This is a genomic window from Pseudomonas sp. gcc21 (assembly GCF_012844345.1).
Classification (GTDB): domain Bacteria; phylum Pseudomonadota; class Gammaproteobacteria; order Pseudomonadales; family Pseudomonadaceae; genus Halopseudomonas.
The window spans coordinates 2366961-2392297 of the sequence record NZ_CP051625.1; the positions used below are offsets into that span (position 1 = coordinate 2366961).

Consider the following 25337-nt stretch of genomic DNA (forward strand, 5'->3'; position numbering starts at 1 on the left):
CGCTGCCAAGCAAAGGAGAGCAGGAACAGATGTCTCAGTTAATTAACGGAGCTCCAGTGAGCTTCGAATTCTTTCCGACCAAGACCGACGCCGGTCATGAAAAGCTTATCGCCGCGGCTCACGTCATGGCAGCAGAGAAACCCGAGTTCTTTTCGGTGACTTATGGTGCCGGTGGCTCGACGCGGGATCGCACGGTCAATACCGTGTTGCAGCTGGATCAGGAAGTGAAAATTCCGACCGCACCGCACTTGTCCTGCGTCGGCGACTCCAAGGAAGACCTGCGCAGCCTGCTCAACCAGTACCGTGAAGCAGGCATCAAGCGCATCGTGGCGCTGCGCGGCGACCTGCCGTCCGGTATGGGCCGGGCCTCCGGCGAACTGCGCTACGCCAACGAACTGGTGGAGTTCATTCGCCAGGAAACAGGTAATCATTTCACCATCGAGGTGGCGGCCTATCCTGAAGCTCATCCGCAGGCGAAGCACTTCGAGGCCGACCTGGAGAACTTCATCCGCAAGGCCAGGGCCGGTGCGGACAGCGCCATCACGCAGTACTTCTTCAACGCCGACTGCTATTTCTACTTCGTTGAGCGCGTACGCAAGGCTGGCGTGGATATCCCGATCATTCCGGGCATTATGCCGATCACCAACTACACCAAACTGGCGCGCTTTTCCGACGCCTGCGGTGCTGAAATTCCGCGCTGGATACGCAAGCAGCTGGAAGCTTACGGTGACGACAGCGCCAGCATCGCTGCATTCGGTACGGAGGTGATTACGCACATGTGTGAACGCCTGCTCGACGGCGGCGCGCCCGGGCTGCACTTCTATACGCTTAACCAGGCCGAACCGAGCCTGGCTGTTTGGCGCAATTTGAAACGCAGCTGATTTGAGCCCCGATACCGGTTCCGATTTATTCGGAGCCGGTCTCAATTTTGTACGTCCGTTGGCTTCACCATCTGCCTGATCGGGCATGTGCCTCAACGCATCCTGCGCGAGTCTGTTATACTCGCGCTCCTTCATCACCGGCCGCACGGACAATTCGCTCCGCAAACGGCCATCACAGGGTTATCTGAATGTCCTTTGCTTCTCTCGGTCTTTCCGACGTGCTCGTGCGCGCCGTAGCGGCCACCGGTTACACCACGCCTACCCCCGTCCAGTTACAAGCCATCCCGGCAGTGCTTCAAGGCCGCGACCTGATGGTTGCCGCCCAGACCGGCACCGGCAAGACCGCAGGCTTCGCCCTGCCCGTCCTGGAAAAACTGTTTCCCCTCGGCCAGGCCGACAGCAATTATCGCCGTGCGCCCAAGCAGGTACGCGTATTGGTATTGACCCCGACCCGTGAACTCGCGGCGCAGGTTCACCAGAGCTTTCTGACCTACGGCGGCGAGCTTCCCATGAAGTCCGCCTGTGTCTTCGGCGGCGTGGGCGCAAACCCGCAGATGAAAGCCATCGCCCCGGGCCTCGACGTGCTTGTCGCCTGCCCCGGCCGTCTGCTCGATCTGGTCGGCCAGCGCGCTGTCGATCTGTCCAAGGTTGAGATCCTTGTACTCGACGAAGCAGACCGCATGCTCGACATGGGTTTCGTCCACGACGTGAAGAAAGTCATCGCCAAGCTGCCGTCTGCCCGCCAGACGCTACTGTTTTCGGCGACGTTCTCCAAGGACATCACCGATCTGGCCAACAAGCTGCTGAACACTCCGGCGCGTATCGAAGTCACGCCGCCCAACACCACGGTTGAGCGTATTCAGCAGAGCGTCTACCGCGTCGCCGCGGGCCACAAACGTGCACTGGTCGCGCACCTGATTACTCAGGGCGCGTGGGAGCAGGTGCTGGTGTTCACCCGAACCAAGCACGGCGCCAACCGCCTGGCTGAGTATCTGGACAAGAACGGTCTGCCCGCCGCCGCGATTCACGGCAACAAGAGCCAGAGCGCGCGCACCAAGGCCCTGGCGGACTTCAAGGCAAACAAGCTGCGGATTCTGGTTGCGACCGATATCGCCGCGCGTGGTCTGGACATCGACCAGCTGCCACACGTTATCAACTTCGAACTGCCCAACGTGTCGGAAGATTACGTGCACCGTATCGGTCGTACCGGTCGTGCCGGTCGCAGCGGTGGCGCCGTTTCCCTGGTCAGCCCCGACGAAGAGAAGCTGCTCAAGGCAATCGAGCGGATGACCCGTCAGCGTATCGACGAGGGCGATCTGCAGGGCTTCGAGCCACCGGCGCAGGCCGAACTCAACAGTGATCGTCCGGAACGCCCCCGTGGCGCACCAGGCGGCGGTCGTGGTCGTCCGGCAGCGAATGGTGCCCAGAAGCCTTCGCGCAGCCCGCGGCACAGCGATAAGCCACGCGCTGACAAGCCGCGTTCGGACAAACCCCGTAGCGGTGGTCGCTCTAACAGCGCTCCGCGTGCTGCGCGCCCGGGAATCAGCGAACCCCGTGACGCAGTAGCAGAAGAACGACGCCTGCAAGCCTACGGTAACCGCGCCGTTCCGCCGAGCGCCGCTGCACCACGCGAGACAGCTCCCCGCTCTAACCGGCCGCAGCGCGAAAAACCAGCGCTGTTCAGCCGTTAAGCGACAAGGCAAAATCGAGGCCCGGCAATGCCGGGCCTTTTGCTGTGTGCGCTCAATGTACCGTCGGTCTGTTCGCAGATTTGTCCGCCTTTTTTGCCCGCCCTGTCCCCTCTATCTATAGTTGGCGAAGCCAATTATTCAGAGGACATGTCGATGAATCATCCCCAGCGGCTTCTAATCGGCGCTTGCCTGTCAGCGGTAGCCGCTATGTCGCAAGCTCAAACCATTATTCCGCAACCCGAGCCTGGGCTCTGGCGCAGTCACGCAACTACGCTGGTCAACGGCAGGGACGCTCAGGCTGATATCCGCAAACAGCAGGAAGCCGTGCTGGAACAACTGCCTCCCGAACAGCGCGCCCAGATGGAAGCCACGCTGGAATCAGAAGAAGACCTGCGCACCACCACCGACTGCATAACCGCTGAAGATGCCGCCCTGATGATCAATCCGCAGGCGCTGCTGGCTGAAGCACAGCAAAGCATGAGCGGCTGTGATCTGCAGATCGAACAGGACGGAGAGTCGCGCCTTGCCTTCCATGGTACCTGCTCAGGCGATCATGGCTTTGTCGGTGACATGCGTGGTGATCTGGAAATGATCAGCAGCCGTGAGATGCGCTCCTCCTTCTCGGGCAAGAGTAATCACGCCGCCACATCCAAAGACGATGAGCCTGTGCGGATTGAGCATACGGAAGTATCGAAATGGGTAGCAGAAGATTGCGGCGCACTCGCTACACCGGGCAATACGACAGAATGAAAATGAGCGAGCCTGACTGACGCCGCGCTCGCGTCCGGGCCAGACAAATGAGGAATTAAGCTGCCGGCGCAGGGTCAGATTTGCAAAGAGGCCGTCAAGATTCGCAAGGAGACACCATGCTTAAGCACTGCGTTCTGAGCGTCGATTACTCGGAGAAATGGGACAAGATATTCGATCACCTCCCAGGCATCATCAAACTGCTCGGTGTCGAGCGACTGAGCCTGACCCACGTAGTCGAAACGCATAATCGCAAGCGACTGGAAGACAATGACGCAGCGATTGCCCACCATCTGGAGAAAATCGAAAAGCGCCTCCGAAGCGAGCTTGATGTGCAGGTGGATCATGTCGTCCGCCATGGCTTCCCTGCTGCGGAACTGGCGGCAGCCGCGCGCAAGCTCAATGCTGACGGGATCATCGCACTGAACCGTAACCACTCGGCAGGGCGCGCCGCGCTGTTTGGCAATGTGGTGCTGAATCTGACCCGCGTAAGCACTGTACCGGTAGTCGTCATTCCTGCCGATGCGGAACAGGCCGTGGCTGACTCACCGCTAATGCTGGCGACCGACGGTTCTGACTCCTCGCGTAACGCTCAGCGCAGCTTCGAGAAGATGCTGAGCAGGATCGATCATGGCTTTGTCGTCTGGATAAAAGCCGATGAGGATGACGATCATGACGAAGAGCGGGTGCAACCGGTACTGAAATACTTCGCCGAGACCTACCCCAAGGTGCAATCCCGGCGAATCATGGGGGCCCCCGCAGAAAAACTGGTGTCATTCGCCGAACAGGAACATGTGGCGCTACTGATCATCGGCAAGCGCGGGAACACGCCCATTACCGAGTTACTGGTCGGCAGTACAGCTGAAGCGGTGGCCAGGGCAAGTCACCGTCCCGTGTTGCTGATTCCCTGACAGGAAGCGCAACACAACCCCGGTTCAGAAAAACGAACGGGGCTGAAGGATCAACCTTCAGCCCCGTTTTGGTTTGCCGGACAGTCTTAGAAGAATGCCTGCAAGCCGGTCTGTGCGCGACCCAGGATCAGCGCGTGCACATCGTGGGTACCTTCGTAGGTGTTAACCACCTCAAGGTTGACCACGTGGCGGATCACACCGAACTCGTCGGAAATACCGTTACCACCCAGCATGTCGCGGGCGACACGGGCGATGTCCAGGGACTTGCCACAGGAGTTACGCTTCATGATCGAGGTGATCTCAACGGCGGCAGTGCCTTCATCCTTCATGCGGCCAAGACGCAGACAGCCCTGCAGCGCCATGGTGATCTCGGTCTGCATGTCGGCCAGCTTCTTCTGTACCAACTGGGTTTGCGCCAGCGGACGACCGAACTGCATGCGGTCGAGTGTGTACTGACGAGCGGTGTGCCAGCAGAACTCAGCCGCGCCCAGTGCGCCCCAGGCGATACCGTAACGTGCAGAGTTCAGACAGGTGAACGGACCACGCAGGCCGGTTACGCCAGGCATCAGGTTCTCTTCAGGTACGAACACGTCTTCCATCACGATCTCGCCAGTAATGGAGGTACGCAGACCCACCTTGCCCTTGATTGCCGGAGCGCTCAGACCTTCCCAGCCTTTTTCCAGGATGAAGCCGCGGATCACGTCATCTTCAGTCTTGGCCCAGACAACGAACACGTCTGCGATCGGGCTGTTGGTGATCCACATCTTCGCACCGGTCAGGCGATAACCGCCGTCTACCTTGCGCGCGCGAGTCACCATGGAACCCGGATCAGAACCGTGGTTCGGCTCGGTCAGACCAAAACAACCGATGAACTCGCCGCTGGCCAGCTTGGGCAGATACTTCTGCTTCTGCTCTTCGGTACCGAACTCGTTGATCGGGACCATCACCAGCGAGGACTGGACGCTCATCATGGAGCGGTAACCGGAATCAACGCGCTCGACTTCACGGGCGATCAGACCGTAGCAGACATAGTTCAGACCGCTTCCGCCGTACTGCTCGGGGATGGTCGCACCAAGCAGACCCAGCTCGCCCATTTCACGGAAGATAGCAGCATCAGTCTGCTCATGACGGAACGACTCAAGGACCCGTGGCATCAGCTTCTGCTGGCAGTACTGGGCGGCAGAATCGCGCACCATGCGCTCTTCTTCGGTCAGCTGCTGGTCCAGCAACAGGGGATCGCTCCAGTTGAAACTTGCTTTGGAATGGGCCATGGGAACTCCGTATGTCGTTGTATTTGGAAATACTGAGGCGGGGCCTCGGTTTGCATTGAATGGTAGGGGCGGTCCCGGTGGGTAGCAACCGCGTTTTTCTCAGCAATCTGTGCTATTTTGGAACTCCGAACCTGACCGAACCCTCAGGCCGTGGTGGTAGCTGACCGTCTGATGTTCATCAAAGTGCATTCCGAAGCATTCAACCCATCTCTGGCCGGAGCTCGCCGCTGTACATTGGAGGCCTGATGCGCCGCAAGATTCCACCGACCCAGGCGTTGATTTGTTTCGAGTCCTCGGCCCGCCACGAAAGCTTCACCAAGGCCGCCGAAGAGCTCGCGCTTACGCAGAGCGCCGTGTGTCGTCAGATTGCCAACCTCGAAGCGTTTCTGGACGTACAACTGTTCCGTCGGACCCGGCGTGGCGTAAAACTAACCGAGGCCGGACAGACCTACAGCCGGCGCGTGGCCAGCCGCCTGGATGCAGTGGAACGTGACACCCTTTCGGTGATGGGCAATCAGGGCACGGCTACGCTGGAACTGGCGTTGGTACCCACCTTCGGCACCCAATGGTTACTGCCACGTCTTGGTCAGTTCATACAGGCAAACCCACAGGTGACGGTCAACTTCACCAACCGCACACGGCCTTTTCTGTTCGCTGATACCGAATTCGATGCCTCCATCTATTTCGGTGACGGTGACTGGTCAGGTACTGAAGCGCACTTTTTGATGAAGGAGCATCCGGTCCCTGTGTGCAGTCCGGCGTTGCTTGGCGATCGCGCCGAATTGAGCCCGAATGACCTGGCGAGCATGCCGTTGCTGCAACAAAGCACCCGCCCCTACGCCTGGCGGCAGTGGTTTGCCTCGCAGGACATGCGCGTCGAACACGACCTCAACGGCACCCGTCTGGAATTGTTCTCCATGCTCGCCCAAGCGGCCATGCTGGGCATGGGCGTCGCGCTGATACCGCCGTTCCTGATTCGCAACGAACTGGAAACCCGACGCCTGGTAATCGCCAACCCCCACAGTTTCGAAAGCGACAAGGGCTACTATCTGGTGATTCCAGAGCGCAAGGCCGAATCAGCGACCTTGCTGGCCTTTCGGGATTGGGTGATTGCTGAAGCGCAGGCGTATGGGCGAGCGGCGCTGGGTGAGACAGTCGTTTAGCCTGTGACTCCCACTCGTCTGGAAACTGTTTTCGCCGCGGGTCGCGCCTCCCACAATTTATTTTGGGCCGCATTGGATTATTTGTGGCAGGGGCGACCCGCCGCTTGAAATCCTCTCCTAATCGCGACGACGGTTCGGCGTCCCGATCGCCCTCCCACAAGGTGAGACCAGAGGCGCGTTGGTAATCTGTGGGAGGGGCGACCCGCCGCGATGGCGTCCGCAGCACGTCCTGGGTTTAGTTCAGGCTGAATCACCCCATCCGGAAATAAACACAGATCCGCTGCCCATCCACCTCATGCACGCTGATGTCCATTTCATACAGATCGCGCAATACCTCATCGCGAATGATGTCCTGTGGCGTCCCCTGATACGCCGGTTTGCCGTGCTGCATCGCGATGATGTGGTCGGAATAGCAGGAGGCAAAGTTGATGTCGTGGAGCACGACCACGACCGTCTTGCCCTTCTCGTCCGCAGCCCGGCGCAACAGCTGCATCATGTCCACGGCGAAGCGCATGTCGATGTTATTCAGGGGCTCGTCGAGCAGCACGTATTCGGTGTCCTGACACATGACCATCGCGACATAGGCACGCTGTCGCTGCCCGCCGGATAACTCGTCGATGGGCCGGTCGCGGTAGTCATCCAGCCGCAGATACGCCATGGCCTCGTCGACATGGCGATGATCCTCGGCGGTCAGGCGCCCGCCCGAATGCGGGAAGCGGCCGAAGGCTACCAGATCGCGTACGGTCAGCCGTAGAGACGTCTGGTTATCCTGACGCAGGATCGATAGCCTCTGTGCCAGCACGCTTCCGGGCGTGCGGGTTACATCCATACCGTCGACCATGACGCTGCCGGACGACATCGGCGTCAGGCGGCTGATCATCGATAGCAGCGTCGATTTGCCCGCACCGTTGGGACCGATGATGGACGTGAAGCCGCCCCGGGGAATACTCAGAGAAACGTTGTCGACCACCAGCGTGTCGCCATACCGTTTGGATACTGCATGGGTTTCGATCATTGTCTGACTCCGCGCATCAGCAGCGCTATGAACAGCAACCCGCCGGCCAGTTCAATGACCAAGGCCAGCGGCAAGGTTGAGGCAAAAACATGTTCCAGCAGCAACTGGCCGCCGACCAGACAGATCACACCGGCCATCACGCTTGCCGGAAGCGTCCAGCGGTGGCGTTGCGAGCCGGTAAACCAGTAGGCCAGATTGGCTATCAGCAAGCCGAAGAACAGCGTCGGCCCGACCAGTACGGTGGCGACAGAGACCAGTATGGCGACCACCGCCATCACGCCCAGTACGACGCGTTCGAAGGCGATGCCCAGATTGATTGCGATATCCCGCCCCAGCGCCAGCACATCCAGTGTGCGACGCCAGCGCATCAGTAACAGGCACGCCAGCACAAGCACCGCGGCGGCGACGGCCAGCAACTCCGTATTCATGCGACCGAAACTGGCCTGGGCGATGCCCTGACTGATACCGAACTCGCTGGGATCCAGAACCCGACCGCCCAACTCGGATAATTCGCGAAACAGCATGCCGGCGAGCATACCGAGCAGGATCATCAGGTGCAGACTGCGCACCGATCCGGAAAACAGCAGCCGAAACAGCACCAAAGCCAACGCCACCATGATCAACACCTGCACGGCGAAGCGCAGCGAGGGTGACCATTGTGCCAGTTCACCGCCGAGCAGCAGCATACCCAGCGTCTGCACCAGCACGTACAGCACATCGAACCCCATCAGCGACGGTGTCAGCAGGCGGCTGTGAGTGATGGTCTGGAACAGCACGGTGGAGACGCCAATAGCGCAGGCGGCGAGCAGCATGGCCGCCAGTCGGCTACCTCGGTATTCGACAATGAAAGCCCAGTCGCTCTGCACGTTCAGTGTCATGAAGCCCACCACACACAGCAGGGTAAGACCCGCCAGTATCGCCAGGCGAAGCGCAGCAGGATCCCGCTGTTGTCCTATGCCCACCGGGACCTCCCGTGCAGCAGAATGACGAGAAATATCAGGCAGCCGGCGATCGACAGAATGTTCGATGACGGAACTTCATAGGGATGAATCAACAGACGCCCCAGCAGATCTGCACTCAGCAACACGGCCGCGCCCATCAAGGCGATCAATGGAATGGCCCGCCGCAGATTGTCTCCGGTAATCAGTCGCACCAGGTTCGGCGCTACCAGGCCAATGAAAGGTATGACGCCTGCGGTGACCACGACGCTGCCGACTATCAGCGATACCAGCAGTACACCCGCGGCAAGCAGGCGCGTGTAATTGACGCCGACATTGGTGGCAAAATCACGGCCCATGCCGATCACGGTAAATCGGTCCGCCAACAGCATCGCCGCGATGGTCAATGCAGCGGCAATCCATAGCAGTTCGTAACGCCCGCGCAACACCGCGGAGAAATCTCCGCTGCCCCAGGCGCGCAACGATTGGGCCAGATCAAAATGGTGCGCCAGCAGACTACTACCGGTATGGACCACTGCAGCGATAACCAATCCGACCAGCGGGACGATCAGTGCCGAGCGCAGCGGCATGCGTTTCAGCACACCCAGAAACAGCAGAATCCCGCCCGCGGCAAAGCTGCTCACTACCAGAAAGCGCGCCCAGAGTGGCAGGCCCTCCGGCAGCAGAATGGCCAGCACCAGCATACCCAGGGCTGCCGCTTCCATCGGGCCGGTGGTGGAAGTATCGAGCAAGCGGTTGCGCGCCATCATCTGCAAAATCGCGCCCGCCACAGCCAATGCTGCACCAGCAAGGATCAGCGCAAGCGTGCGCGGCAGGCGGCTTACAAACAGGAGCTTGGAGACACGGTCATCCGGATCGGCGCCGAAGACATTGAGCAGATTCATGCGGCTGGCGCCGACATTCAGACTGCACAGCCCGAGTACAACGACCAGCACGAGCAGTAGAACCAGCCACAGGGTCGCCCGTGAAGGCGACCCTGTGGTGGCAAAAGAGAGGTTGTGGGTCATGCTTCCTGCCTGGAGAAAACGCGGGGACCTCAGAATAACTGCGGCGCACGGCTCAGCAGACGAAGCCTGACCCGGCGCAGCAACATCACCGGACGCCTTAGCGAGTTGCGGAGAATACCTTGATCAGCTCGTCGACGCTGTCCTGCATCACACCGATCCCACTGTTATCCAGCAGATACCAGCTGGCCGGGTCGAGGTAGACAATCTGATCCTTGCTGCCAGCCGTAGTGGCTTCGACCAGCTCGTTGTCCATCATCTCTGCAGCGGCGGTGCCTTCGCGGCCGATTGCTGCGTCACGGTCCATCACAAACAACCAATCCGGGTCGGCCTCAAGCAGGAATTCAAAGGAAACTGACTGGCCGTGACGACCAATCTTCAGGTCTTTTACGGCTTCCTCGACACCGAACACATCATGAATCAGACCAAAGCGGGTGCCCGGCCCGAATGCTGCCATGCGGCCGCCTGTGGTCAGCACCAACAATCCATCGCCGCGGTTGGCGGTGAGCTTTCTCAGCTCAGCAACGGATGTTTTCAGTTTCGCCGTCAGTTCGGCGGCCTTGTCCTGCTTGCCGAAGATCTCGCCCAGCAACAGGGTGTTGCGCTCGATGCTGCCGAGCAGGTCATTCGGATCCGGCGTAAGGTCGATGGTGGTACCGAACTTCGATACTTCGTCGAACTTTCCCTGGGCTCGGCGCCCGAGAATGATCAGATCAGGCTTGGCATTTTTCAGCGCTTCGAAATCCGGCTCGAAGAGTGTGCCCGCTCTGACGAAGTCACCTTCACGGTACTGCTTGAGCATTTCCGGCGGGTTTGACGATGGAATCCCATTCACCTGCACGCCAAGCTGCGCCAGCGTATCCAGTGTCGACCAATCCAGCACCACCACATTCTGCGGATTGGTGGCTACCTGCGTTTCGCCACTGCTGTGCGTTACCTTGATGTCGTCCGCAGCCAATGCCGGGATGGAAACGCCCCACATCATGGCTGTTACCAGGAGACAACGGGAAAGACCGGTGGAAATACGGCTTTGACGAAACGACATGAGAGCATCCTGTATAGGTTGACGAGCAGATCTGGCCCTTGCGGCCGGCGTCTGGGGTTTTGGGATCCGAAACCCTAAACGCGATCAATTCTTGTTTGCATCCTATCAGCATTCGTTTCGCTTGGCTTCATCGGGTTGGCAACGGATAGTTCCAGAAACAAAAACGGCGAGCTGATGGCTCGCCGTTTTATGGGATCAGTCGTTTACTGACGGATGCCTTCGATGCTCATTTCCAGCTCTACTTCAGCCGCCGCCGGGCCGAGGTCCATGGAAATGTCAAAGTCCTTTATCTTGATAGTGGTGGTTCCTTCGAAACCTGCGCGGTAACCGCCCCATGGATCCTCCCCTTCACCAATGAACCGGGCATCCAGCACGACCGGTTTGGTCACGCCGTTCAGGGTCAGGTCACCGGTGATCTTGGCGGTGTCATCGCCAGTCATCTCGACATTGGTGGACACAAAGGTCGCCTGCGGATGCTTGCTGGTGTCCAGGAAATCATCACTGCGCAGATGCTTGTCACGTTCCGCGTGGTTGGTGTCGACACTGGCGGTATCAATGGTGACGTTCACTTTGCTGGCTTCTGGCTTTTCCTGATCCCAGGTGAAGGTCCCATCAAAATCATTGAACCGCCCATGGAGCATGCTGAAGCCGAGGTGCCCGGTCTTGAAGTTGATGAAGGCGTGCTGGCCTTCCTTATCGATAACGTAATCGGCAGCATGAAGCGAACCGGACAAGGCGAGCAGACCGCCCAACGCAATGCCTGCAAAAGTCTTTTTCATTTGGATCTCCTGTCGTTCATTGATTTTGTCGTGGCGTACGTGACTGCATCCCGAGCATGCGGCGCAGCGTGTCGTCCCGATCGATGAAATGATGTTTCAGCGCGCCCAGGGCGTGCAGTCCAGCGAGCACCAGTACGCTGATTGCCACCCAATAATGTACCGCGCCGGCACGGTCAGCCTGTGCGGGCAAGCCCGTCAGCACTGCAGGTATCTCGAACCAGCCAAACACGCTGACGCCCTGACCCTTGGCGGTGGAGATAAGAAACCCGCTGATCACAATGACCGCCAGCAGGATATAGAGCAATGCATGCACTAACGCAGCCAGACGTTTTTCCCAGGGTTTGTGGTCGGGTATGTGCGCAGGACGGGGATTCATCAATCGCCAGCCTAGCCGCACGACTATCAGAGCCGCCAGGCTGATTCCAATACTCTTGTGCCAGAACGGCGCGCTGCGGTAGTAGGGGCTGTAGTAAGTCAGATCGACCATCCATAAACCCAGAATGGCCAGTCCGATAACACTCAGGGCAACTATCCAGTGAAGCGCGATCGCAATCGCACCGTATCGGCTGGCGGTATTCTTGAGGCGCATGAAGAGATCCGTCCGTTGAGATGAAAAGGATTCTCACATCGAATCGTCGGGAGTCAAAGCGCAATATGTAAGTAGGAATTATCGAAGAATCCGATGACGTATCGCCAGGTCGGACCGGCGATACGCGGGACTGACCGCTAGAAGAACAGCCGCTTGAGTTCGGTCCCCGGATCCTCAGCGCGCATGAAGGCTTCGCCGATCAGGAAGCCGTAAATATCGTGGGCGAGCATGACTTCAACATCCGCGCGGTTGAGGATGCCGCTTTCCGTGATGAGCATGCGATCAGTCGGCACCTGCGGAAGGAGGTCCAGCGTGGTTTCCAGGCTGACATCAAAGGTGTGCAGGTTGCGGTTGTTGATACCGATCAGCGGCGAATCAATTTTCAGCGCACGATCCAGTTCGGCGGCATCATGCACCTCAACCAGTACATCCAGCCCATGCTCGGCCGCTACGCTGGCGAGCTCGGCCATCTGGCCGTCCTCAAGGGAAGCGACGATCAACAGGATGCAATCAGCGCCTATCGCCCGGGCTTCAACGACCTGATAAGGGTCGACCATGAAGTCCTTGCGGATTACCGGCAGACTACAGGCCGCGCGTGCCTGGCGCAGATAATCGTCATGCCCCTGGAAAAAGTCGATATCAGTGAGCACTGACAAGCAAGCCGCCCCGCCCTGCTCATAGCTGGACGCGATCTCTGCCGGTACGAAGTTTTCGCGGATGACACCTTTGCTCGGAGAGGCCTTCTTGATCTCTGCAATGATTGCCGGCTGACGCTCAGCCGCGCGACGACGAAGCGCATCTGCAAAGCCCCGCGGCGCATCGGCAGCGGCGCTCAAACGTTCCAGCTCGCTGAGTGGCGTCTGCGCGCGCCGTTCTTTTACTTCCTCATGCTTGCGCGCGACGATGTTCTGCAAAATGGTCGGCAGGCTCATTGGGCGGCCTCCTCTCTGAACACCTCGGTGAAGGCGACCAGCTCCGCCAGTTTCTCCCGCGCCATACCGCTGTACAGGGCATCCGATGCGAGCTCTACCCCTTCCTGCAGGGTGGACGCGTGATCGGCTGCATAGAGCGCCGCGCCGGCGTTCAGAATGATCATATCCGCTGCCCGCTCACCCGCCTCGGTCTGGCGCTTGCCCAGTGCATCACGGATCAATGTAAGGGAAGCCTCGGGGCCGTCGACATTCAGTCCGATCAGACTGCGGCTATTGATACCCAGATCCTCGGGCGTTACGTCATATTCGGTGATCTCGCCGTTACGCAACTCGGCGATATGGGTGGCCGATGCCAGGCTCAGCTCGTCCAGCCCGTCCCTGGCCGACACGACCAGCACATGTTTACTGCCGAGACGTTTGAGCACTTCAGCCATCGGCCGGCATAATTTGGCGCTGAATACCCCGAGCACCTGATGCTGGACGCTTGCCGGGTTAGTCATGGGGCCGAGGATATTGAACAGGGTACGCAGCCCCAGTTCGCGGCGCGGCCCTACTGCGTGTTTCATTGCACCGTGATGTGCCGGCGCGAACATGAAACCGACACCCACGCTATCGACACAGCGGGCGACCTGCTGGGGCGTCAGATCCAGATTCACGCCCGCCGCCTCAAGCAGGTCGGCGCTGCCGCTTTTGCCAGACACCGCACGGTTGCCGTGCTTGGCGACCTTGCCGCCGGCGGCTGCGACCACGAAGGCGGCCGCAGTGGACACGTTGAAGATATTCGCTCCGTCGCCGCCGGTACCGCAGGTGTCTACCAACCGCTCGCCCGCTATATCAACGCTGGAGGCCAGCTCCCGCATGACCATGGCGGCACCGGTGATTTCGTCAATGCTTTCGCTTTTCATGCGCAGGGCGACCAGAAACCCGCCAACCTGCGCATCAGTGCACTGCCCGGTCATGATCTGGCGCATCACAGCCTGCATTTCCTCGGTGCTCAGATCGATATGGTCGACCACGCGGGCCAGTGCTGCCTTGATGTCCATGGGGTGCTCCTTGTGTGCAATCAGTCCAAGAATCTGCCGGGTCTCGTCAGTTTCTCAAGCCGCCCTGTTGTTTGAGGAAGTTGTCCAGCAGCTCGTGGCCCTGGTTGGTCAGAATCGATTCGGGATGGAACTGAACACCTTCAATCATATAGTCGCGGTGACGCAGCCCCATGATCTCGTCCATGGAACCGTCTTCATGCTGGGTCCAGGCGGTAATTTCCAGACAGTCCGGCAGCTGCTCGCGACTAACCACCAGAGAATGATAGCGGGTCACGGTCAATGGGTTCTCCAGGCCGGCAAACACGCCTGTCTTTTCGTGATAAACCGGACTGGTCTTACCGTGCATGACCTGACGCGCGCGAATGACTTCGCCGCCGAACGCCTGGCCGATGCTCTGGTGCCCCAGACAGATGCCCAGGATCGGCAACTTGCCGGCAAAATGCTTGAGTACCGGTACCGATACGCCCGCCTCGTTCGGCGTGCAGGGGCCGGGCGATACAACGATGCGCTCGGGCTTGAGCGCTTCGATTGCTTCCACGGTCATCTCATCGTTACGGATAACAGTAACCTGCGCGCCGAGCTCGCCGAGGTACTGCACCACGTTGTAGGTAAACGAATCGTAGTTGTCGATCATCAGCAGCATGTCTTGATCCTCACTCGGCGGACTGTTCAGCCAGGGCGACAGCCCTGAACATGGCGCGGCGCTTGTTGATGGTTTCTTCCCATTCCAGCTCGGGAACCGAATCGGCAACGATACCGCCCCCGGCCTGCACATGCAGTTCGCCGTTCTTGATGACTGCTGTGCGGATAGCAATGGCGGTATCCATATTGCCGTTCCACGCCCAGTAGCCCACTGCGCCGCCATACACGCCGCGCTTGACCGGCTCCAGCTCGTCAATGATCTCCATTGCGCGAATCTTCGGCGCGCCGGACAGGGTGCCTGCGGGCAAAATGGCGCGCAACGCATCCATCGCGGTGAGTTCGGGCAGCAACTGGCCGCGCACGTTCGACACGATATGCATGACGTTGGAGTAACGCTCGATCACCATTTTCTCGGTGAGCTGTACCTTGCCGATCTGCGACACACGGCCTACATCGTTTCGCCCCAGGTCGATCAGCATCAGGTGCTCGGCGAGCTCCTTGTCATCCGAGAGCAGATCCTGCTCCAGCGCCAGATCGGCCTCTTCAGTGGCGCCGCGTGGCCGGGTGCCGGCAATCGGACGGACTGTGACTTCACCGTCTTCCACGCGCACCAGCACTTCGGGCGAGCTGCCAACTACATGGAAGTCGTCAAAGTTGAAAAAGTACATGTAAGGCGTCGGGTTCTGACTGCGCAACGCGCGGTACAGATCGATGGGCTCTGCCTTGAAGTTGATGCTCATGCGCTGGGATGGCACGACCTGCATGCAATCGCCTGCAAGAATGTATTCCTTCACCCGATCCACCGCCTGCTGATAGTCGTCCTTGGTAAAGGTGGCGCGGTAGTCCAGCTCGCGATCCAGTGGTACGTCGAGGTTCAGATTCCGGCGCTGCGCTACCGGCTGGCGCAGCTTGCCGAGCAAGATCTCCAGCCGGGCACAGGCTTCTTCATAGGCCTCGGGGCGAGCCGGGTCGGCCACGACGATAGCGTGGAGTTTGCCGGCCAGATTGTCGAACACCACTATTTCTTCGGACACCATCAGCAGAATGTCCGGCGTCTGCAGGGGATCGGGATTCGGGCAATGCGCCAGGCGCGGTTCGACGTAGCGCACACAGTCGTAAGCGAAATAACCGACCAGCCCGCCATTGAAACGCGGCAGGCCCGGAACGTCGGCGACCCGATAGCGCGCTTTGAATGCTTCGACGAAGGCCAGCGGGTCGGCGCACTCATGGCGCTCGGTCTCGACGCCGTCCACCAGCACCTGGCACAGGTGACCGGTCACCCGCAGAACGGTCCGGGCAGGCAAGCCGATGATTGAATAGCGGCCCCACTTCTCACCGCCCTGCACCGATTCCAACAGATAGGAATACAGGCCATCGGCAAGTTTGAGATAGGTTGAAAGCGGGGTATCCAGGTCAGCCAGTACATCACGCACAACGGGTATGCGGTTGTAATCCTGGCCGGCCAGGTGGAGAAATTCTTCGCGGGTCATGATCAGCCTCACAGGGCGGGGTAATTGTCAGACACAAACCGGTGCCCGCGTGATACGCAGGCGGAACAATTTCAGGTACGCCAACGCCAGCGGGCGAGCGCCTTCATCATTCTCATCAGTATGCGGTTGCTGACAAACACGGCTGATCCATGAAGTACAGGTTGGAAGCCGTTAGGCTATATGAGCGCGTCGAGCGAATCAACCAGCAGATCGGGGTTTTCCTCGGCTATGGGGCGCCCGTGGTTATACCCATAGGGCACCGCTACCATTCGCACACCGGCGGCGCGTGCCGCCAATACATCGTTGCGTGAGTCACCAATGAACAGGCTGTGCTCCGGCTTCACCCGCGCCAGTTGCATGACGTGAAGCAGCGCGGTCGGGTCAGGCTTTTTGACCGGCAGGGTGTCACCCCCTATCAACCACTCGAAGAACCGCGCAATGCCCATCTCTTCCAGCAAGGGCGCAACGAAGCGCTGTGGCTTGTTGGTGACCACCGCCATTTTTACGCCCTGCTGTTGCAGCCAGTCGAGATATTCTGCGACGCCGGGATACACCGTTGTAAGCGCATGCGCACCCCCGTAGGCCTGAAGGAATATCTGCAGTGCCGCCTCGGCCTCTTCATCGTCTACGCCCACATGCTCCACCGACCGCGCCAGCGCCCGACGCACCAGTACTGGCGCACCATTACCCACCCAATCGCCGACCTGCTCGATACCGGCGGGCGCCCGGCCGAGCTGGCCAAGCATATGGTTTACCGCAGCAGCCAGATCTAGCACGGAATCGACCAGCGTACCGTCCAGGTCGAACATCACCAGGCGCGGCAAGTTGCCATCGAAGAGTTCGCGCAGCGCTGACATGCTCAGCGCTGGACCTTGGCCAGCTCGGCGCGCATCTGGTCGATCACAGCCTTGTAATCCGGCTTGTTGAAGATGGCCGACCCGGCAACAAAGGTGTCTGCACCGGCTTCGGCGATCTCACGGATGTTCCCTTCATTCACGCCACCATCAATTTCCAGACGGATCTCGCGCCCGCTGGCATCGATCAGCGCACGTGCTTCACGCAGCTTGTCGAGCGTGCCAGGAATGAACTTCTGCCCACCGAAGCCGGGGTTGACGCTCATCAGCAGCACCATGTCGACCTTGTCCATGACGTACTTGAGGCTATCCAGAGGCGTGGCCGGGTTGAATACCAGTCCCGCCTTGGCACCGCCTTCCTTGATCAGTTGCAATGAGCGATCGATGTGTTCGCTGGCTTCCGGATGAAAGGTGATATAGCTGGCACCGGCTTCGAGAAAATCGCCGATGATGCGGTCGACCGGCTTGACCATCAGATGCACATCGATGGGCGCGGTTATGCCGTATTTGCGCAGTGCGCTGCACACCATCGGGCCTATGGTCAGATTGGGTACGTAATGGTTGTCCATCACATCGAAGTGGACGATATCCGCCCCGTCGGCCAGTACGCGATCGACTTCCTCGCCCAGGCGGGCGAAATCGGCAGACAGAATGGAGGGGGCGATCGCGTAATCGGGCATGACAGGACCTCAGCGGTAAATTCGGGACTGCCATAGTTTACCGCAAGGATCAGGCTCAGTTCTCATTTGCTGCGGTTGCCAGCGTCACACTCATCGAAAACCGCGGTGCCGCTTAAGCCTTTCGTAGGCTTGCTGAATGGCATGTATGCGTTCACCAGCAGTGGCCAGTTCCTGCTGGCTGGCACCGGTGAGCTTGTCAGGGTGATGTTTGCTGATCAGCCGGCGGTAGGCGCGCTTGATTGCTTCAGGTCGGGCGGCCGCATCAACTCCGAGCACGTTTGCCGCCTCGCTTAACAAGTGTTGGGTAGAGACCGGCGCGCGCCTTGTGTTGCCATTACCACTGCGGGCCCGGTGGCGTTGATGCATCCGCTGCTGTTCTGGCCGGCTAAGCCCTGCCCGCTGCGCCCAGTCGTCCAGCAATGCGGCAGAGGCAGCCCCGAGCGAACCGTTGACGAGCGCCATTCGCCAGCAGCAATCCATCAAATCAGCGGCACGGGCCGGCTCGACCTCACACAGGCGCCCTATCATCCGCTCCACCTTGATCCGCGGATCCTTGCCTCGATTGAATGCCTTCATCGCCTGGACGCGCCCTGCATCGGACAAGCGAAACTGCGACATGATCTCCCGCGCGAGCTGCAGATGGGCAGGCTGGACCTGACCTTCCGCCTTCGCGAGCCTGCCCAGACTGAGGAACAACACCTCCTCGAAGGTATGCTGGCGGCCCGCCGCTCGGCTCAGACGCTGCGGTAACTCGCCCCAGCTTTGCAAGGCAAGATGACGATCCAGAGCATGCCCCAGCACCGCGCCAAGAATGCAGCCCGGCGCGCCACCTGCCAGTCCACCGAGGAATGTTCCCGCTACCGTTACCGGCCACAGCATGGTCAGCGCGCCTGTGCCTGCCGGTCGGCTTCAGCCAGCCTTTCCGGCGTGCCGACATCGATCCACACGCCGGAGAAGTGCTGTCCGGTCACCCGCCCCTGATCTGCCGCTCGCCGCAGTAGCAGTGCCAGCGCCGCTGCGCCGGGTTTGAGGCCATCAAACAATGCCGGATGCAGTACCGCTATGCCGCTGTAGGTCAGCGCGGCTTCGCCGGGCTGCGGATTGCGAATCTGCCCATCAACCAGAACAAAGTCGCCCTGATCCTTGTGCGCCGGGTTATCCACCAGCACCAGATGCGCCAGGCTATCGCGGTCACAACGCATGCCGGAGAAGTCAAAATCGGTGAAGATATCGCCGTTTACCAGCAGGAACGGTGCCTCACCCAGCAAGGGTAACGCCCGGAGAATACCGCCTGCGGTTTCCAGCGGCTCGCCTTCGGCTGACCAGCTGATCTGCACGCCGAAGTCATCGCCGTTGCCGAAGCGTCGTTCCAGCTGTTCGCCCAGCCAGGCATGATTGATTACCAGACGGGGCATTCCGGCTTCGGCCAGCGCTTCAATGTGCCACTGAATCAAGGGTTTACCCGCAACAGGCAGTAGAGGCTTGGGGGTCGTCAGGGTCAGCGGACGCATCCGCTCGCCTTTCCCGGCGGCCAGAATCATTGCCTTCATGCATGCAGTCCCAGACTGTCCAGTAACCGGGCCAAAGGCGCCAGGCGGGCATCCTGGGCGCAGGCCTCACGCAGATATCGAACAAAACGCGGCGCATCTTCAAGATAGCGGGCCTTGCCGTCGCGATAGCGAATGCGTGCAAAAATGCCCAGTACCTTGAGGTGCCGCTGCGCGCCCATGAGTCGCGCCTGGTCAAGGAATACCGCCAGGTCGTCAGGAACCGGGACCCCGGCCGCCTTTGCCTGTTGCCAGTATTCACCTAGCCAGGCCTCGCGCTCGTCGGGCGACCAGCTGAAGAATGCATCGGCAAACAGGCTCGTCGCGTCGTAACTCACCGGGCCATAGAGCGCGTCCTGAAAATCCAGCACACCTGGCTCGCCGGCCGCGGTCATCAGATTGCGCGGCATGTAGTCGCGATGCACAAATACCCGGGCTTCATTAAGGATGCTGCCAAGCAGAACAGCGCAGACTTCATTCCAGTCCGCGGACTCCTCTGCAGTCATTGCACGCCCGATATGCTTGCCGACGTACCAATCCGGAAACAGCGCCAGCTCGCGGCTCAGTACCGCCTCGTCATACTCCGGCAGCACGCCGGGACGGCTGGTCGCTTGCCAGCGGACCAACACTGTTATTGCCGCGCTGAACAGACGCTGACGCTCGGCATCACTGATCCCGGCCTGAATGCTTTCAAGGAAGGTGTGGCTGCCCAGATCCTCCATAAGCAGGAATCCCTGCTGAAGATCCGCTACATATATAAAGGGTACGCGTACGCCAGCCTCGGCCAACAGGCCTGCCACCTCGACGAAGGGCGTCGAGTTCTCCCGCTCCGGAGGCGCATCCATGATCACCAGGCTACGCGCGCCATCACGCCACCTGAAGTAGCGGCGGAAACTGGCGTCGGCGCTCGCGGTCGTGATTTCGCCTACCGGAACAGTGCCCCAGCCCTGTTCGCGGTAGGCTGTTTCCAGCGCTGAAGGTAACCATTCATGCAGTATCGTCTGTCTTGAATCCATCATTCCCATCCCGAGCGGACGGCGCTGGCTCTGGCGCCGCACAATGCTTTATTATCCACGATCTCTTTACGCAAACGCAGCATGCATGTTGCATTCTTCTCGCACAAGCAGAGCGAGCTCGCACCGACTGGAAGCCCGGAATAATTACAATGGCCTACCGCATACCTCCGTTTCGTTCTTCATTTCCCATGATGCTGGCAAGCGGATTGCTGTTGGCCCAGCCCATGACGAGTCTGGCCAACGATCAAGTGGAATGTCGCGCCAGCACTGACGGTTCGGGATGGAATTGCAGTCCTCTGAGCACGCCAGCGACACTACCCCCACGCCCCGCCCGGAGCGAGCCTCCAAGACCGGCCAAAGCAGATACCCGACCTGTCGACGAGACCTTTGCACCGCAGGGCGCAGCCCGAACCATTCCGCCGCCACCGCAACCCACGCCTTTCAGCGAACTGGACTGGGTACCGCGTGAGCAACTTAATGCCGCTCAGCTAGCCGCGATCGCGCCGTATTGTGGCGGCGCTTATATCGAGCCGGAACGTGCCGGACGGGACGATGAAACCCCTTTCTCGGACTTGCCGATTCATGCGACCGCTGATTCGAGCCGTTTCGAACAAAGCAGCCAGATCGGCGTTCTGCAAGGCGACGTCGTATTGCGTCAGGGTCGGTTGCAGGCACAGTCCAACGAGGCCACCTACGACCGTGCCGAGGATCTGGTTCGCCTGGAAGGCAACGTACGGCTACGCGACCAGGGCGTATTGATGATCGGCGACGAAGCACAGATGCGCGTCGATACGGGCGAGACGCGCGTCAACCGCGTGAAGTATGTCGTTCATGATGCCGCAGCCAGAGGCACCGGGGACAAGGTAATGCGCCGGGACGACGCCGTCATCGTCATGACCAATGGCACCTACACTACGTGCGAGCCAGGCGAAAATACCTGGTCGCTGCACGCCAAGGATATAGAGCTGGATCGTGAAGAGGGCTGGGGCGAGGCCAAGCATGTGCGGCTGCATGTCAAGGATGTGCCGGTGTTCTATACGCCCTACTTCAATTTTCCGCTGGATGACCGCCGCAAGACCGGTCTGCTCGCGCCCAGCTATGCGAGTAGCACCGACAGCGGCAACGAAATCACCATTCCCTATTACTTCAACCTGGCCCCGAATTACGACGCAACCCTGTACCCCCGCTTGATGTCAAAACGCGGCGCGTTGATCGAGGGCGAGGTTCGCCATATGAGTCGAGTGAGCCAGAGCCAGCTCAACGCGGCGTTCCTGGATGACAAGGAGTTCGGCGAACAGCGCTGGATGTATCACCTGCTGCATGCCCAGTCGCTGACCGACAGATTGTCCGCCCGGATCGATACGGCGGATATGAGCGACCCCTACTACTTCCATGATCTGTCCTCGGCACTGGAGTCGCGCCCTGATGATTATGTGAACCAGCGCGCCTCGATGAATTACGCCGGTGACACATGGCGCCTGCAGGCCCTGGTTCACGGCTATGAGCTGTCCACCGTCACCGCCGTAACCCCTTATGAACGTTTGCCCCAGCTGCAGCTGGACGGCGGCAACTGGCTGGGTGAAACCGGCCTGAGACTGGACTACAGCGCTCAGTACAGTCATTTTGATCGTGATTTGCGTACCGGCACAGTCAGTGACGAAAACGGTTTCGCCATCGGCCAACCCGACGTGGGTCTGAGTGGCTTACAACGGGCCAACGGCCATCGCGTCAACGTGAGCCCGGCGCTGAGCTACCCGTTACGCAACAGCTGGGGCTTCATTATTCCCAAGACGCGGCTGGAGTCGACCCACTACGATCTGGAATTCGACGAGCGTGCGGGCGACGGCTTCGATTACGCCAACGCCGATCGGACACCGTCCACTACCGTTCCGGTCAGCAGCCTGGATACCGGCCTGTATTTTGACCGCGACACCAGCTGGTTCGGCAACGACATGCGCCAGACCCTGGAGCCGCGCGCCTTTTACGTTTACGCGCCGTATAGGGAACAGAGCGATCAGCCGCTGTTCGATACCAACGAAACCACCTTCAGCTACAACTCGCTATATCGCGATGACCGCTTCAGCGGTCGTGACCGCACTGGCGACGCCAATCAGGTCACGCTGGGCGCCACCAGCCGTTTCCTTGACGATGCTGGACGTGAGCGCATGCGTGGCAGCCTGGGCCAGATCTTCTACCTGAATGATCGCCGGGTGCAGTTGACCGACGTAACCGGTGAACTCGACCCACGTGACCGCAGTTCCAATTCCGCCTACGCGGCCGAATTCATGTACCAGATGCATGATGACTGGCGCCTCAGCAGCAACCTGCTGTGGGACCCGGACGACAGCGACAGCAACGCCGGTGATGTGCGGATCAATTATCAGCCCGAGCCACGCAAGGCGATCAATGTCGGTTACCGTTTCCGTAATGAGCTGAACACCTTCGATACCCGCACCGGCGCCTATCGAAACGACCTGAATAACAAGATCGACCAGTCTGACCTTTCTTTCATGTGGCCGCTCAGTCAACAATGGAGCGTTATTGGCCGCTGGCAGCACGATTTTGTCGAAGACCGAACCCTGGAAGCCATGGGCGGTCTGGAATACGACAGCTGCTGCTGGAAACTCCGCATCGTCAACCGCTACTGGGTCGATTACGACGAGTATGAATCGCTCGCCGACGACGAACCCAATCGCGGTATCTTCCTGCAAGTGGTCCTCAAGGGGCTTGGCAGTGTCACCGGCAACCGTGTAGAAACCCTTCTCTCGGAAGGAATCCCAGGTTACAGAGAGCGTGAAAATAATGCCTTTTAAGCTATACACAGCAGTAATCGGCCTGTGTGCCGGTTTGTTTTTCAGCTCGAGCGCAGCGGCACAGGTAGTGCCGCTGGATCGGGTAGCGGCCATCGTGGACAACGATGTCGTCATGCTCAGCCAGGTAGAAGAGCGGATGGGTGCGGTACGTCAGCAACTCAACGAGCGCGATGCGCAGCTGCCGCCTGAAGACGCGCTGAGGCGTCAGGTACTGGACCGACTGATTCTCGAAAGCATCCAGCTACAAATGGGTGATCGCGCCGGTATCCGAATCGACGACGCCAGCCTGAACCAGACTATGCAGCAACTTGCCCAGCGCAACGGCGTTTCCCTGGAGCAGTTTCGCGCCGCACTGGAGCGTGACGGCATCAGTTATCAGCAGGCACGCGAACAGATCCGGCGCGAGATGATCATCAACCGGGTGCGCCAGCGCCGGGTTGCCGAACGCATCCAGGTTTCCGATCAGGAAGTGCGCAACTTCCTGAGCTCCGAAGTGGGTCAGTACCAGACCTCGGCGGACTATCGCTTGGCGATGATCGTATTGCCGGTATCCGAATCCGCCAGCGAATCGGAAGTCCGGGAAAAGGCTGAACTGGCCACCGAGCTGTATAACGAATTGCGCGCCGGGGCCGATTTCACCACGCTGGCGGTCAGCCGTTCAGGTGGCGATACCGCGTTGGAAGGCGGTGAACTTGGCTGGCGCAAGGCTGCACAACTACCGCGCCCCTTTGCCCAGGCAATCGGCCAGCTGGACATTGGCGAGATTACTCAGCCACTGCGCTCGCCCAGCGGCTTTCATATCCTGAAACTGCTCGAGCAACGCGGTGGTGAAGGCCAGCTGGTGGATGAATACAACGTCCGCCATATCCTGATCAAACCAAGCGAAATCCGTACTGAAAGCGAGGCCGCGCAACTGGCTCAGCGTTTGTACGAGCGCGTCCAGGCCGGCGAATCCTTTGCCAATCTGGCCCGTTCCTTCTCGGAAGACCCCGGCTCAGCACTCAATGGCGGTTCACTGAACTGGGTGACAGCCGATGCCATGGTGCCGGAATTCGGCGAAGTCATGGCCCGCACGCCGGTTAACCAGGTCTCCCGGCCGTTCGAGAGCCAGTTCGGCTGGCACATTCTGGAAGTGCTCGACAAGCGCAGCGTTGACATGACCCAGGACATGCGAAAGCAACAGGCTGCAAACATGCTGCGCAACCGCAAGTTCGAGGAAGAGCTGCAGACCTGGCTCCTCGAGATTCGCGACGAAGCCTACATTGAGATCAAGATCTAGTGCCGGTTAGCGCCATTGCAATCACTGCCGGTGAACCAGCCGGCATCGGTCCCGATCTATGCCTGATGCTGGCTGCACAGCCTTGCGCACACCAGCGCGTGGTGATAGCCGATGCCCGACTGCTGGAAGAACGTGCGCAACAGCTGGGTATGAAGGTAACTCTGAGTGCCTTTGACCCGACGCAGCCAGCCCGCCCCCAGGCAGCCGGCGAGCTGAGCGTGCTGTCAGTTCCGCTTAGTGCTCCCTGTCATCCGGGAGTACTGGACAAGGCCAACGGTGCTCACGTGCTTGAGACGCTGCGCCAGGCTGGCGAGGGGTGTCTCGATGGTCGCTTTGCCGCGGTCGTCACCGCACCCGTGCACAAGGGCGTCATCAATGAAGCTGGCGTCGCGTTTTCCGGGCATACCGAGTTCTTCGCGCAGCTGACCGGCACCGAGCAGGTCGTCATGATGCTGGCCTGCCCTGGGCTGCGCGTCGCGCTAGCGACCACCCATCTGCCGCTGCGCGCGGTAGCCGATGCGATAACAGGCCCTCTGCTCGAGCGCGTCATCCGCATACTCGATGCGGATCTGCGCAACAAGTTTGGTATCGCCAGGCCACGGATACTGGTATGCGGGCTCAATCCGCATGCAGGCGAAGGGGGCCATCTAGGCCGGGAAGAACTCGACGTGATCATTCCTGCGCTTGAAGTGCTGCGCCGCGACGGTATCCAGCTCGAGGGCCCGTTGCCCGCCGACACGCTATTCACACCGAAATATCTCGACCATGCTGATGCCGTACTGTCGATGTTCCACGACCAGGGGTTACCCGTGCTCAAGCACAAGGGATTCGGCCAGGCAGTGAATATCACCCTGGGCCTGCCGATCATCCGCACCTCGGTGGACCACGGCACGGCGCTTGATCTGGCCGGTACAGGTCGCGCCGACCCCGGCAGCCTGCACGTAGCGCTGGACACTGCCATCAGCATGATCGAAGCCAGAGGATAA

22 protein-coding genes and 2 pseudogenes are annotated in these 25337 nt (G+C 59.9%); 8 read left to right on the forward strand and 16 right to left on the reverse strand.

All coding sequences use genetic code 11. From position 1 onward, the window contains the following. Positions 1-29 precede the first annotated feature (29 nt). The 4 genes and pseudogenes from metF (at position 30) to HG264_RS10955 (ending at position 4230) form a co-directional block, all read left to right on the forward strand. Positions 30-881, forward strand: coding sequence for a methylenetetrahydrofolate reductase [NAD(P)H] (metF, locus tag HG264_RS10940; protein ID WP_169407683.1), 852 nt, complete (start codon positions 30-32; stop codon positions 879-881). Between the two features lie 188 nt (positions 882-1069). Continuing rightward, positions 1070-2209: pseudogene (locus HG264_RS10945) on the forward strand (DEAD/DEAH box helicase); the annotation flags it as partial. 570 nt (positions 2210-2779) lie between these two features. Next, a complete protein-coding gene (locus HG264_RS10950; protein ID WP_169407685.1) occupies positions 2780-3322 on the forward strand; it encodes a DUF3617 family protein in 543 nt (180 codons plus the stop codon). Positions 3323-3438: 116 nt separating this feature from the next. Then, positions 3439-4230, forward strand: a complete 792-nt coding sequence (locus HG264_RS10955; RefSeq protein ID WP_169407686.1) for a universal stress protein — start codon at positions 3439-3441, stop codon at positions 4228-4230. An 86-nt stretch (positions 4231-4316) separates the two neighbouring features. Here HG264_RS10955 and HG264_RS10960 read toward each other — a convergent pair whose 3' ends face one another. Next, the gene (locus tag HG264_RS10960; RefSeq protein WP_169407687.1) at positions 4317-5501 is read right to left on the reverse strand and encodes an acyl-CoA dehydrogenase; all 1185 of its coding nucleotides are present in this window, start codon (positions 5499-5501) and stop codon (positions 4317-4319) included. Positions 5502-5746: 245 nt separating this feature from the next. Here HG264_RS10960 and HG264_RS10965 point away from each other — a divergent pair, with 245 nt between their 5' ends. Further along, entirely contained in the window at positions 5747-6664 is a 918-nt protein-coding gene (locus HG264_RS10965) for a LysR family transcriptional regulator (RefSeq protein WP_169407688.1), read from the forward strand. 250 nt (positions 6665-6914) lie between these two features. Here the strand turns inward: HG264_RS10965 and HG264_RS10970 are convergent, their stop codons facing one another. The 15 genes and pseudogenes from HG264_RS10970 to HG264_RS11040 form a co-directional block, all read right to left on the reverse strand. Then, positions 6915-7679 carry an ABC transporter ATP-binding protein gene (locus HG264_RS10970; protein ID WP_169407689.1) on the reverse strand — a complete coding sequence of 255 codons (765 nt, stop codon included), beginning with the start codon at positions 7677-7679 and terminating at the stop codon, positions 6915-6917. Continuing rightward, positions 7676-8641, reverse strand: coding sequence for an iron chelate uptake ABC transporter family permease subunit (locus HG264_RS10975; RefSeq protein WP_218572980.1), 966 nt, complete (start codon positions 8639-8641; stop codon positions 7676-7678). The genes HG264_RS10970 and HG264_RS10975 overlap by 4 nt, the downstream gene beginning before the upstream one ends. Then, positions 8632-9645, reverse strand: a complete 1014-nt coding sequence (locus HG264_RS10980; RefSeq protein ID WP_169407690.1) for an iron chelate uptake ABC transporter family permease subunit — start codon at positions 9643-9645, stop codon at positions 8632-8634. Before HG264_RS10980 ends, HG264_RS10975 begins: the two co-directional genes overlap by 10 nt. A 97-nt stretch (positions 9646-9742) precedes the next feature. After that, positions 9743-10687 (reverse strand): siderophore ABC transporter substrate-binding protein, encoded by a 945-nt coding sequence (locus HG264_RS10985; RefSeq protein ID WP_169407691.1) that lies wholly within the window; start codon positions 10685-10687, stop codon positions 9743-9745. A gap of 203 nt (positions 10688-10890) precedes the next feature. Continuing rightward, the gene (locus HG264_RS10990; RefSeq protein WP_169407692.1) at positions 10891-11466 is read right to left on the reverse strand and encodes a YceI family protein; all 576 of its coding nucleotides are present in this window, start codon (positions 11464-11466) and stop codon (positions 10891-10893) included. Between the two features lie 16 nt (positions 11467-11482). Beyond that, positions 11483-12055: a cytochrome b gene (locus HG264_RS10995; RefSeq protein WP_169407693.1), complete on the reverse strand. Its 573-nt coding sequence runs from the start codon at positions 12053-12055 to the stop codon at positions 11483-11485. A gap of 137 nt (positions 12056-12192) precedes the next feature. Beyond that, on the reverse strand, positions 12193-12987 hold the full coding sequence (trpC, locus tag HG264_RS11000; RefSeq protein WP_169407694.1) for an indole-3-glycerol phosphate synthase TrpC: 795 nt from the start codon (positions 12985-12987) through the stop codon (positions 12193-12195). Further along, on the reverse strand, positions 12984-14030 hold the full coding sequence (trpD, locus tag HG264_RS11005) for an anthranilate phosphoribosyltransferase (protein ID WP_169407695.1): 1047 nt from the start codon (positions 14028-14030) through the stop codon (positions 12984-12986). The genes trpC and trpD overlap by 4 nt, the downstream gene beginning before the upstream one ends. A 46-nt stretch (positions 14031-14076) precedes the next feature. Then, on the reverse strand, positions 14077-14673 hold the full coding sequence (locus HG264_RS11010) for an aminodeoxychorismate/anthranilate synthase component II (protein ID WP_169407696.1): 597 nt from the start codon (positions 14671-14673) through the stop codon (positions 14077-14079). Positions 14674-14683: 10 nt separating this feature from the next. Then, positions 14684-16162: an anthranilate synthase component I gene (gene trpE / locus HG264_RS11015; protein ID WP_169407697.1), complete on the reverse strand. Its 1479-nt coding sequence runs from the start codon at positions 16160-16162 to the stop codon at positions 14684-14686. Positions 16163-16233: 71 nt separating this feature from the next. Further along, positions 16234-17019 (reverse strand): annotated as a pseudogene (locus HG264_RS11020) (phosphoglycolate phosphatase). Positions 17020-17021: 2 nt separating this feature from the next. Then, positions 17022-17696 carry a ribulose-phosphate 3-epimerase gene (gene rpe, locus HG264_RS11025; protein WP_169407698.1) on the reverse strand — a complete coding sequence of 225 codons (675 nt, stop codon included), beginning with the start codon at positions 17694-17696 and terminating at the stop codon, positions 17022-17024. A gap of 90 nt (positions 17697-17786) precedes the next feature. Next, on the reverse strand, positions 17787-18575 hold the full coding sequence (gene djlA, locus HG264_RS11030; RefSeq protein ID WP_169407699.1) for a co-chaperone DjlA: 789 nt from the start codon (positions 18573-18575) through the stop codon (positions 17787-17789). Between the two features lie 2 nt (positions 18576-18577). After that, complete coding sequence (gene murU, locus HG264_RS11035; protein ID WP_169407700.1) at positions 18578-19246, reverse strand: N-acetylmuramate alpha-1-phosphate uridylyltransferase MurU; 669 nt, start codon at positions 19244-19246, stop codon at positions 18578-18580. Continuing rightward, positions 19243-20268 (reverse strand): aminoglycoside phosphotransferase family protein, encoded by a 1026-nt coding sequence (locus HG264_RS11040; RefSeq protein WP_372240236.1) that lies wholly within the window; start codon positions 20266-20268, stop codon positions 19243-19245. Before HG264_RS11040 ends, murU begins: the two co-directional genes overlap by 4 nt. Positions 20269-20408: 140 nt before the next feature. Between HG264_RS11040 and HG264_RS11045 the strand changes: the two genes are divergently transcribed. The 3 genes from HG264_RS11045 to pdxA are packed head-to-tail and all read left to right on the forward strand — an operon-like array spanning position 20409 to position 25337. Beyond that, on the forward strand, positions 20409-23072 hold the full coding sequence (locus HG264_RS11045) for an LPS-assembly protein LptD (protein ID WP_169407702.1): 2664 nt from the start codon (positions 20409-20411) through the stop codon (positions 23070-23072). Next, positions 23062-24351 carry a peptidylprolyl isomerase gene (locus tag HG264_RS11050; protein WP_169407703.1) on the forward strand — a complete coding sequence of 430 codons (1290 nt, stop codon included), beginning with the start codon at positions 23062-23064 and terminating at the stop codon, positions 24349-24351. The genes HG264_RS11045 and HG264_RS11050 overlap by 11 nt, the downstream gene beginning before the upstream one ends. Continuing rightward, positions 24351-25337 (forward strand): 4-hydroxythreonine-4-phosphate dehydrogenase PdxA, encoded by a 987-nt coding sequence (pdxA, locus tag HG264_RS11055; protein WP_169407704.1) that lies wholly within the window; start codon positions 24351-24353, stop codon positions 25335-25337. Before HG264_RS11050 ends, pdxA begins: the two co-directional genes overlap by 1 nt.

Excerpts from the sequence above, each read along its gene's own strand:
- metF (WP_169407683.1), top strand. The coding sequence starts at position 30 with ATGTCTCAGTTAATTAACGGAGCTCCAGTGAGCTTCGAATTCTTTCCG.
- HG264_RS10950 (WP_169407685.1), top strand. The coding sequence starts at position 2,780 with ATGTCGCAAGCTCAAACCATTATTCCGCAACCCGAGCCTGGGCTCTGG.
- HG264_RS10955 (WP_169407686.1), top strand. The coding sequence starts at position 3,439 with ATGCTTAAGCACTGCGTTCTGAGCGTCGATTACTCGGAGAAATGGGAC.
- HG264_RS10960 (WP_169407687.1), bottom strand. The coding sequence starts at position 5,501 with ATGGCCCATTCCAAAGCAAGTTTCAACTGGAGCGATCCCCTGTTGCTG.
- HG264_RS10965 (WP_169407688.1), top strand. The coding sequence starts at position 5,747 with ATGCGCCGCAAGATTCCACCGACCCAGGCGTTGATTTGTTTCGAGTCC.
- HG264_RS10970 (WP_169407689.1), bottom strand. The coding sequence starts at position 7,679 with ATGATCGAAACCCATGCAGTATCCAAACGGTATGGCGACACGCTGGTG.
- HG264_RS10980 (WP_169407690.1), bottom strand. The coding sequence starts at position 9,645 with ATGACCCACAACCTCTCTTTTGCCACCACAGGGTCGCCTTCACGGGCG.
- HG264_RS10985 (WP_169407691.1), bottom strand. The coding sequence starts at position 10,687 with ATGTCGTTTCGTCAAAGCCGTATTTCCACCGGTCTTTCCCGTTGTCTC.
- HG264_RS10990 (WP_169407692.1), bottom strand. The coding sequence starts at position 11,466 with ATGAAAAAGACTTTTGCAGGCATTGCGTTGGGCGGTCTGCTCGCCTTG.
- HG264_RS10995 (WP_169407693.1), bottom strand. The coding sequence starts at position 12,055 with ATGCGCCTCAAGAATACCGCCAGCCGATACGGTGCGATTGCGATCGCG.
- trpC (WP_169407694.1), bottom strand. The coding sequence starts at position 12,987 with ATGAGCCTGCCGACCATTTTGCAGAACATCGTCGCGCGCAAGCATGAG.
- trpD (WP_169407695.1), bottom strand. The coding sequence starts at position 14,030 with ATGGACATCAAGGCAGCACTGGCCCGCGTGGTCGACCATATCGATCTG.
- HG264_RS11010 (WP_169407696.1), bottom strand. The coding sequence starts at position 14,673 with ATGCTGCTGATGATCGACAACTACGATTCGTTTACCTACAACGTGGTG.
- trpE (WP_169407697.1), bottom strand. The coding sequence starts at position 16,162 with ATGACCCGCGAAGAATTTCTCCACCTGGCCGGCCAGGATTACAACCGC.
- rpe (WP_169407698.1), bottom strand. The coding sequence starts at position 17,696 with ATGCCCGATTACGCGATCGCCCCCTCCATTCTGTCTGCCGATTTCGCC.
- djlA (WP_169407699.1), bottom strand. The coding sequence starts at position 18,575 with ATGCTGTGGCCGGTAACGGTAGCGGGAACATTCCTCGGTGGACTGGCA.
- murU (WP_169407700.1), bottom strand. The coding sequence starts at position 19,246 with ATGAAGGCAATGATTCTGGCCGCCGGGAAAGGCGAGCGGATGCGTCCG.
- HG264_RS11040 (WP_372240236.1), bottom strand. The coding sequence starts at position 20,268 with ATGGGAATGATGGATTCAAGACAGACGATACTGCATGAATGGTTACCT.
- HG264_RS11045 (WP_169407702.1), top strand. The coding sequence starts at position 20,409 with ATGGCCTACCGCATACCTCCGTTTCGTTCTTCATTTCCCATGATGCTG.
- HG264_RS11050 (WP_169407703.1), top strand. The coding sequence starts at position 23,062 with ATGCCTTTTAAGCTATACACAGCAGTAATCGGCCTGTGTGCCGGTTTG.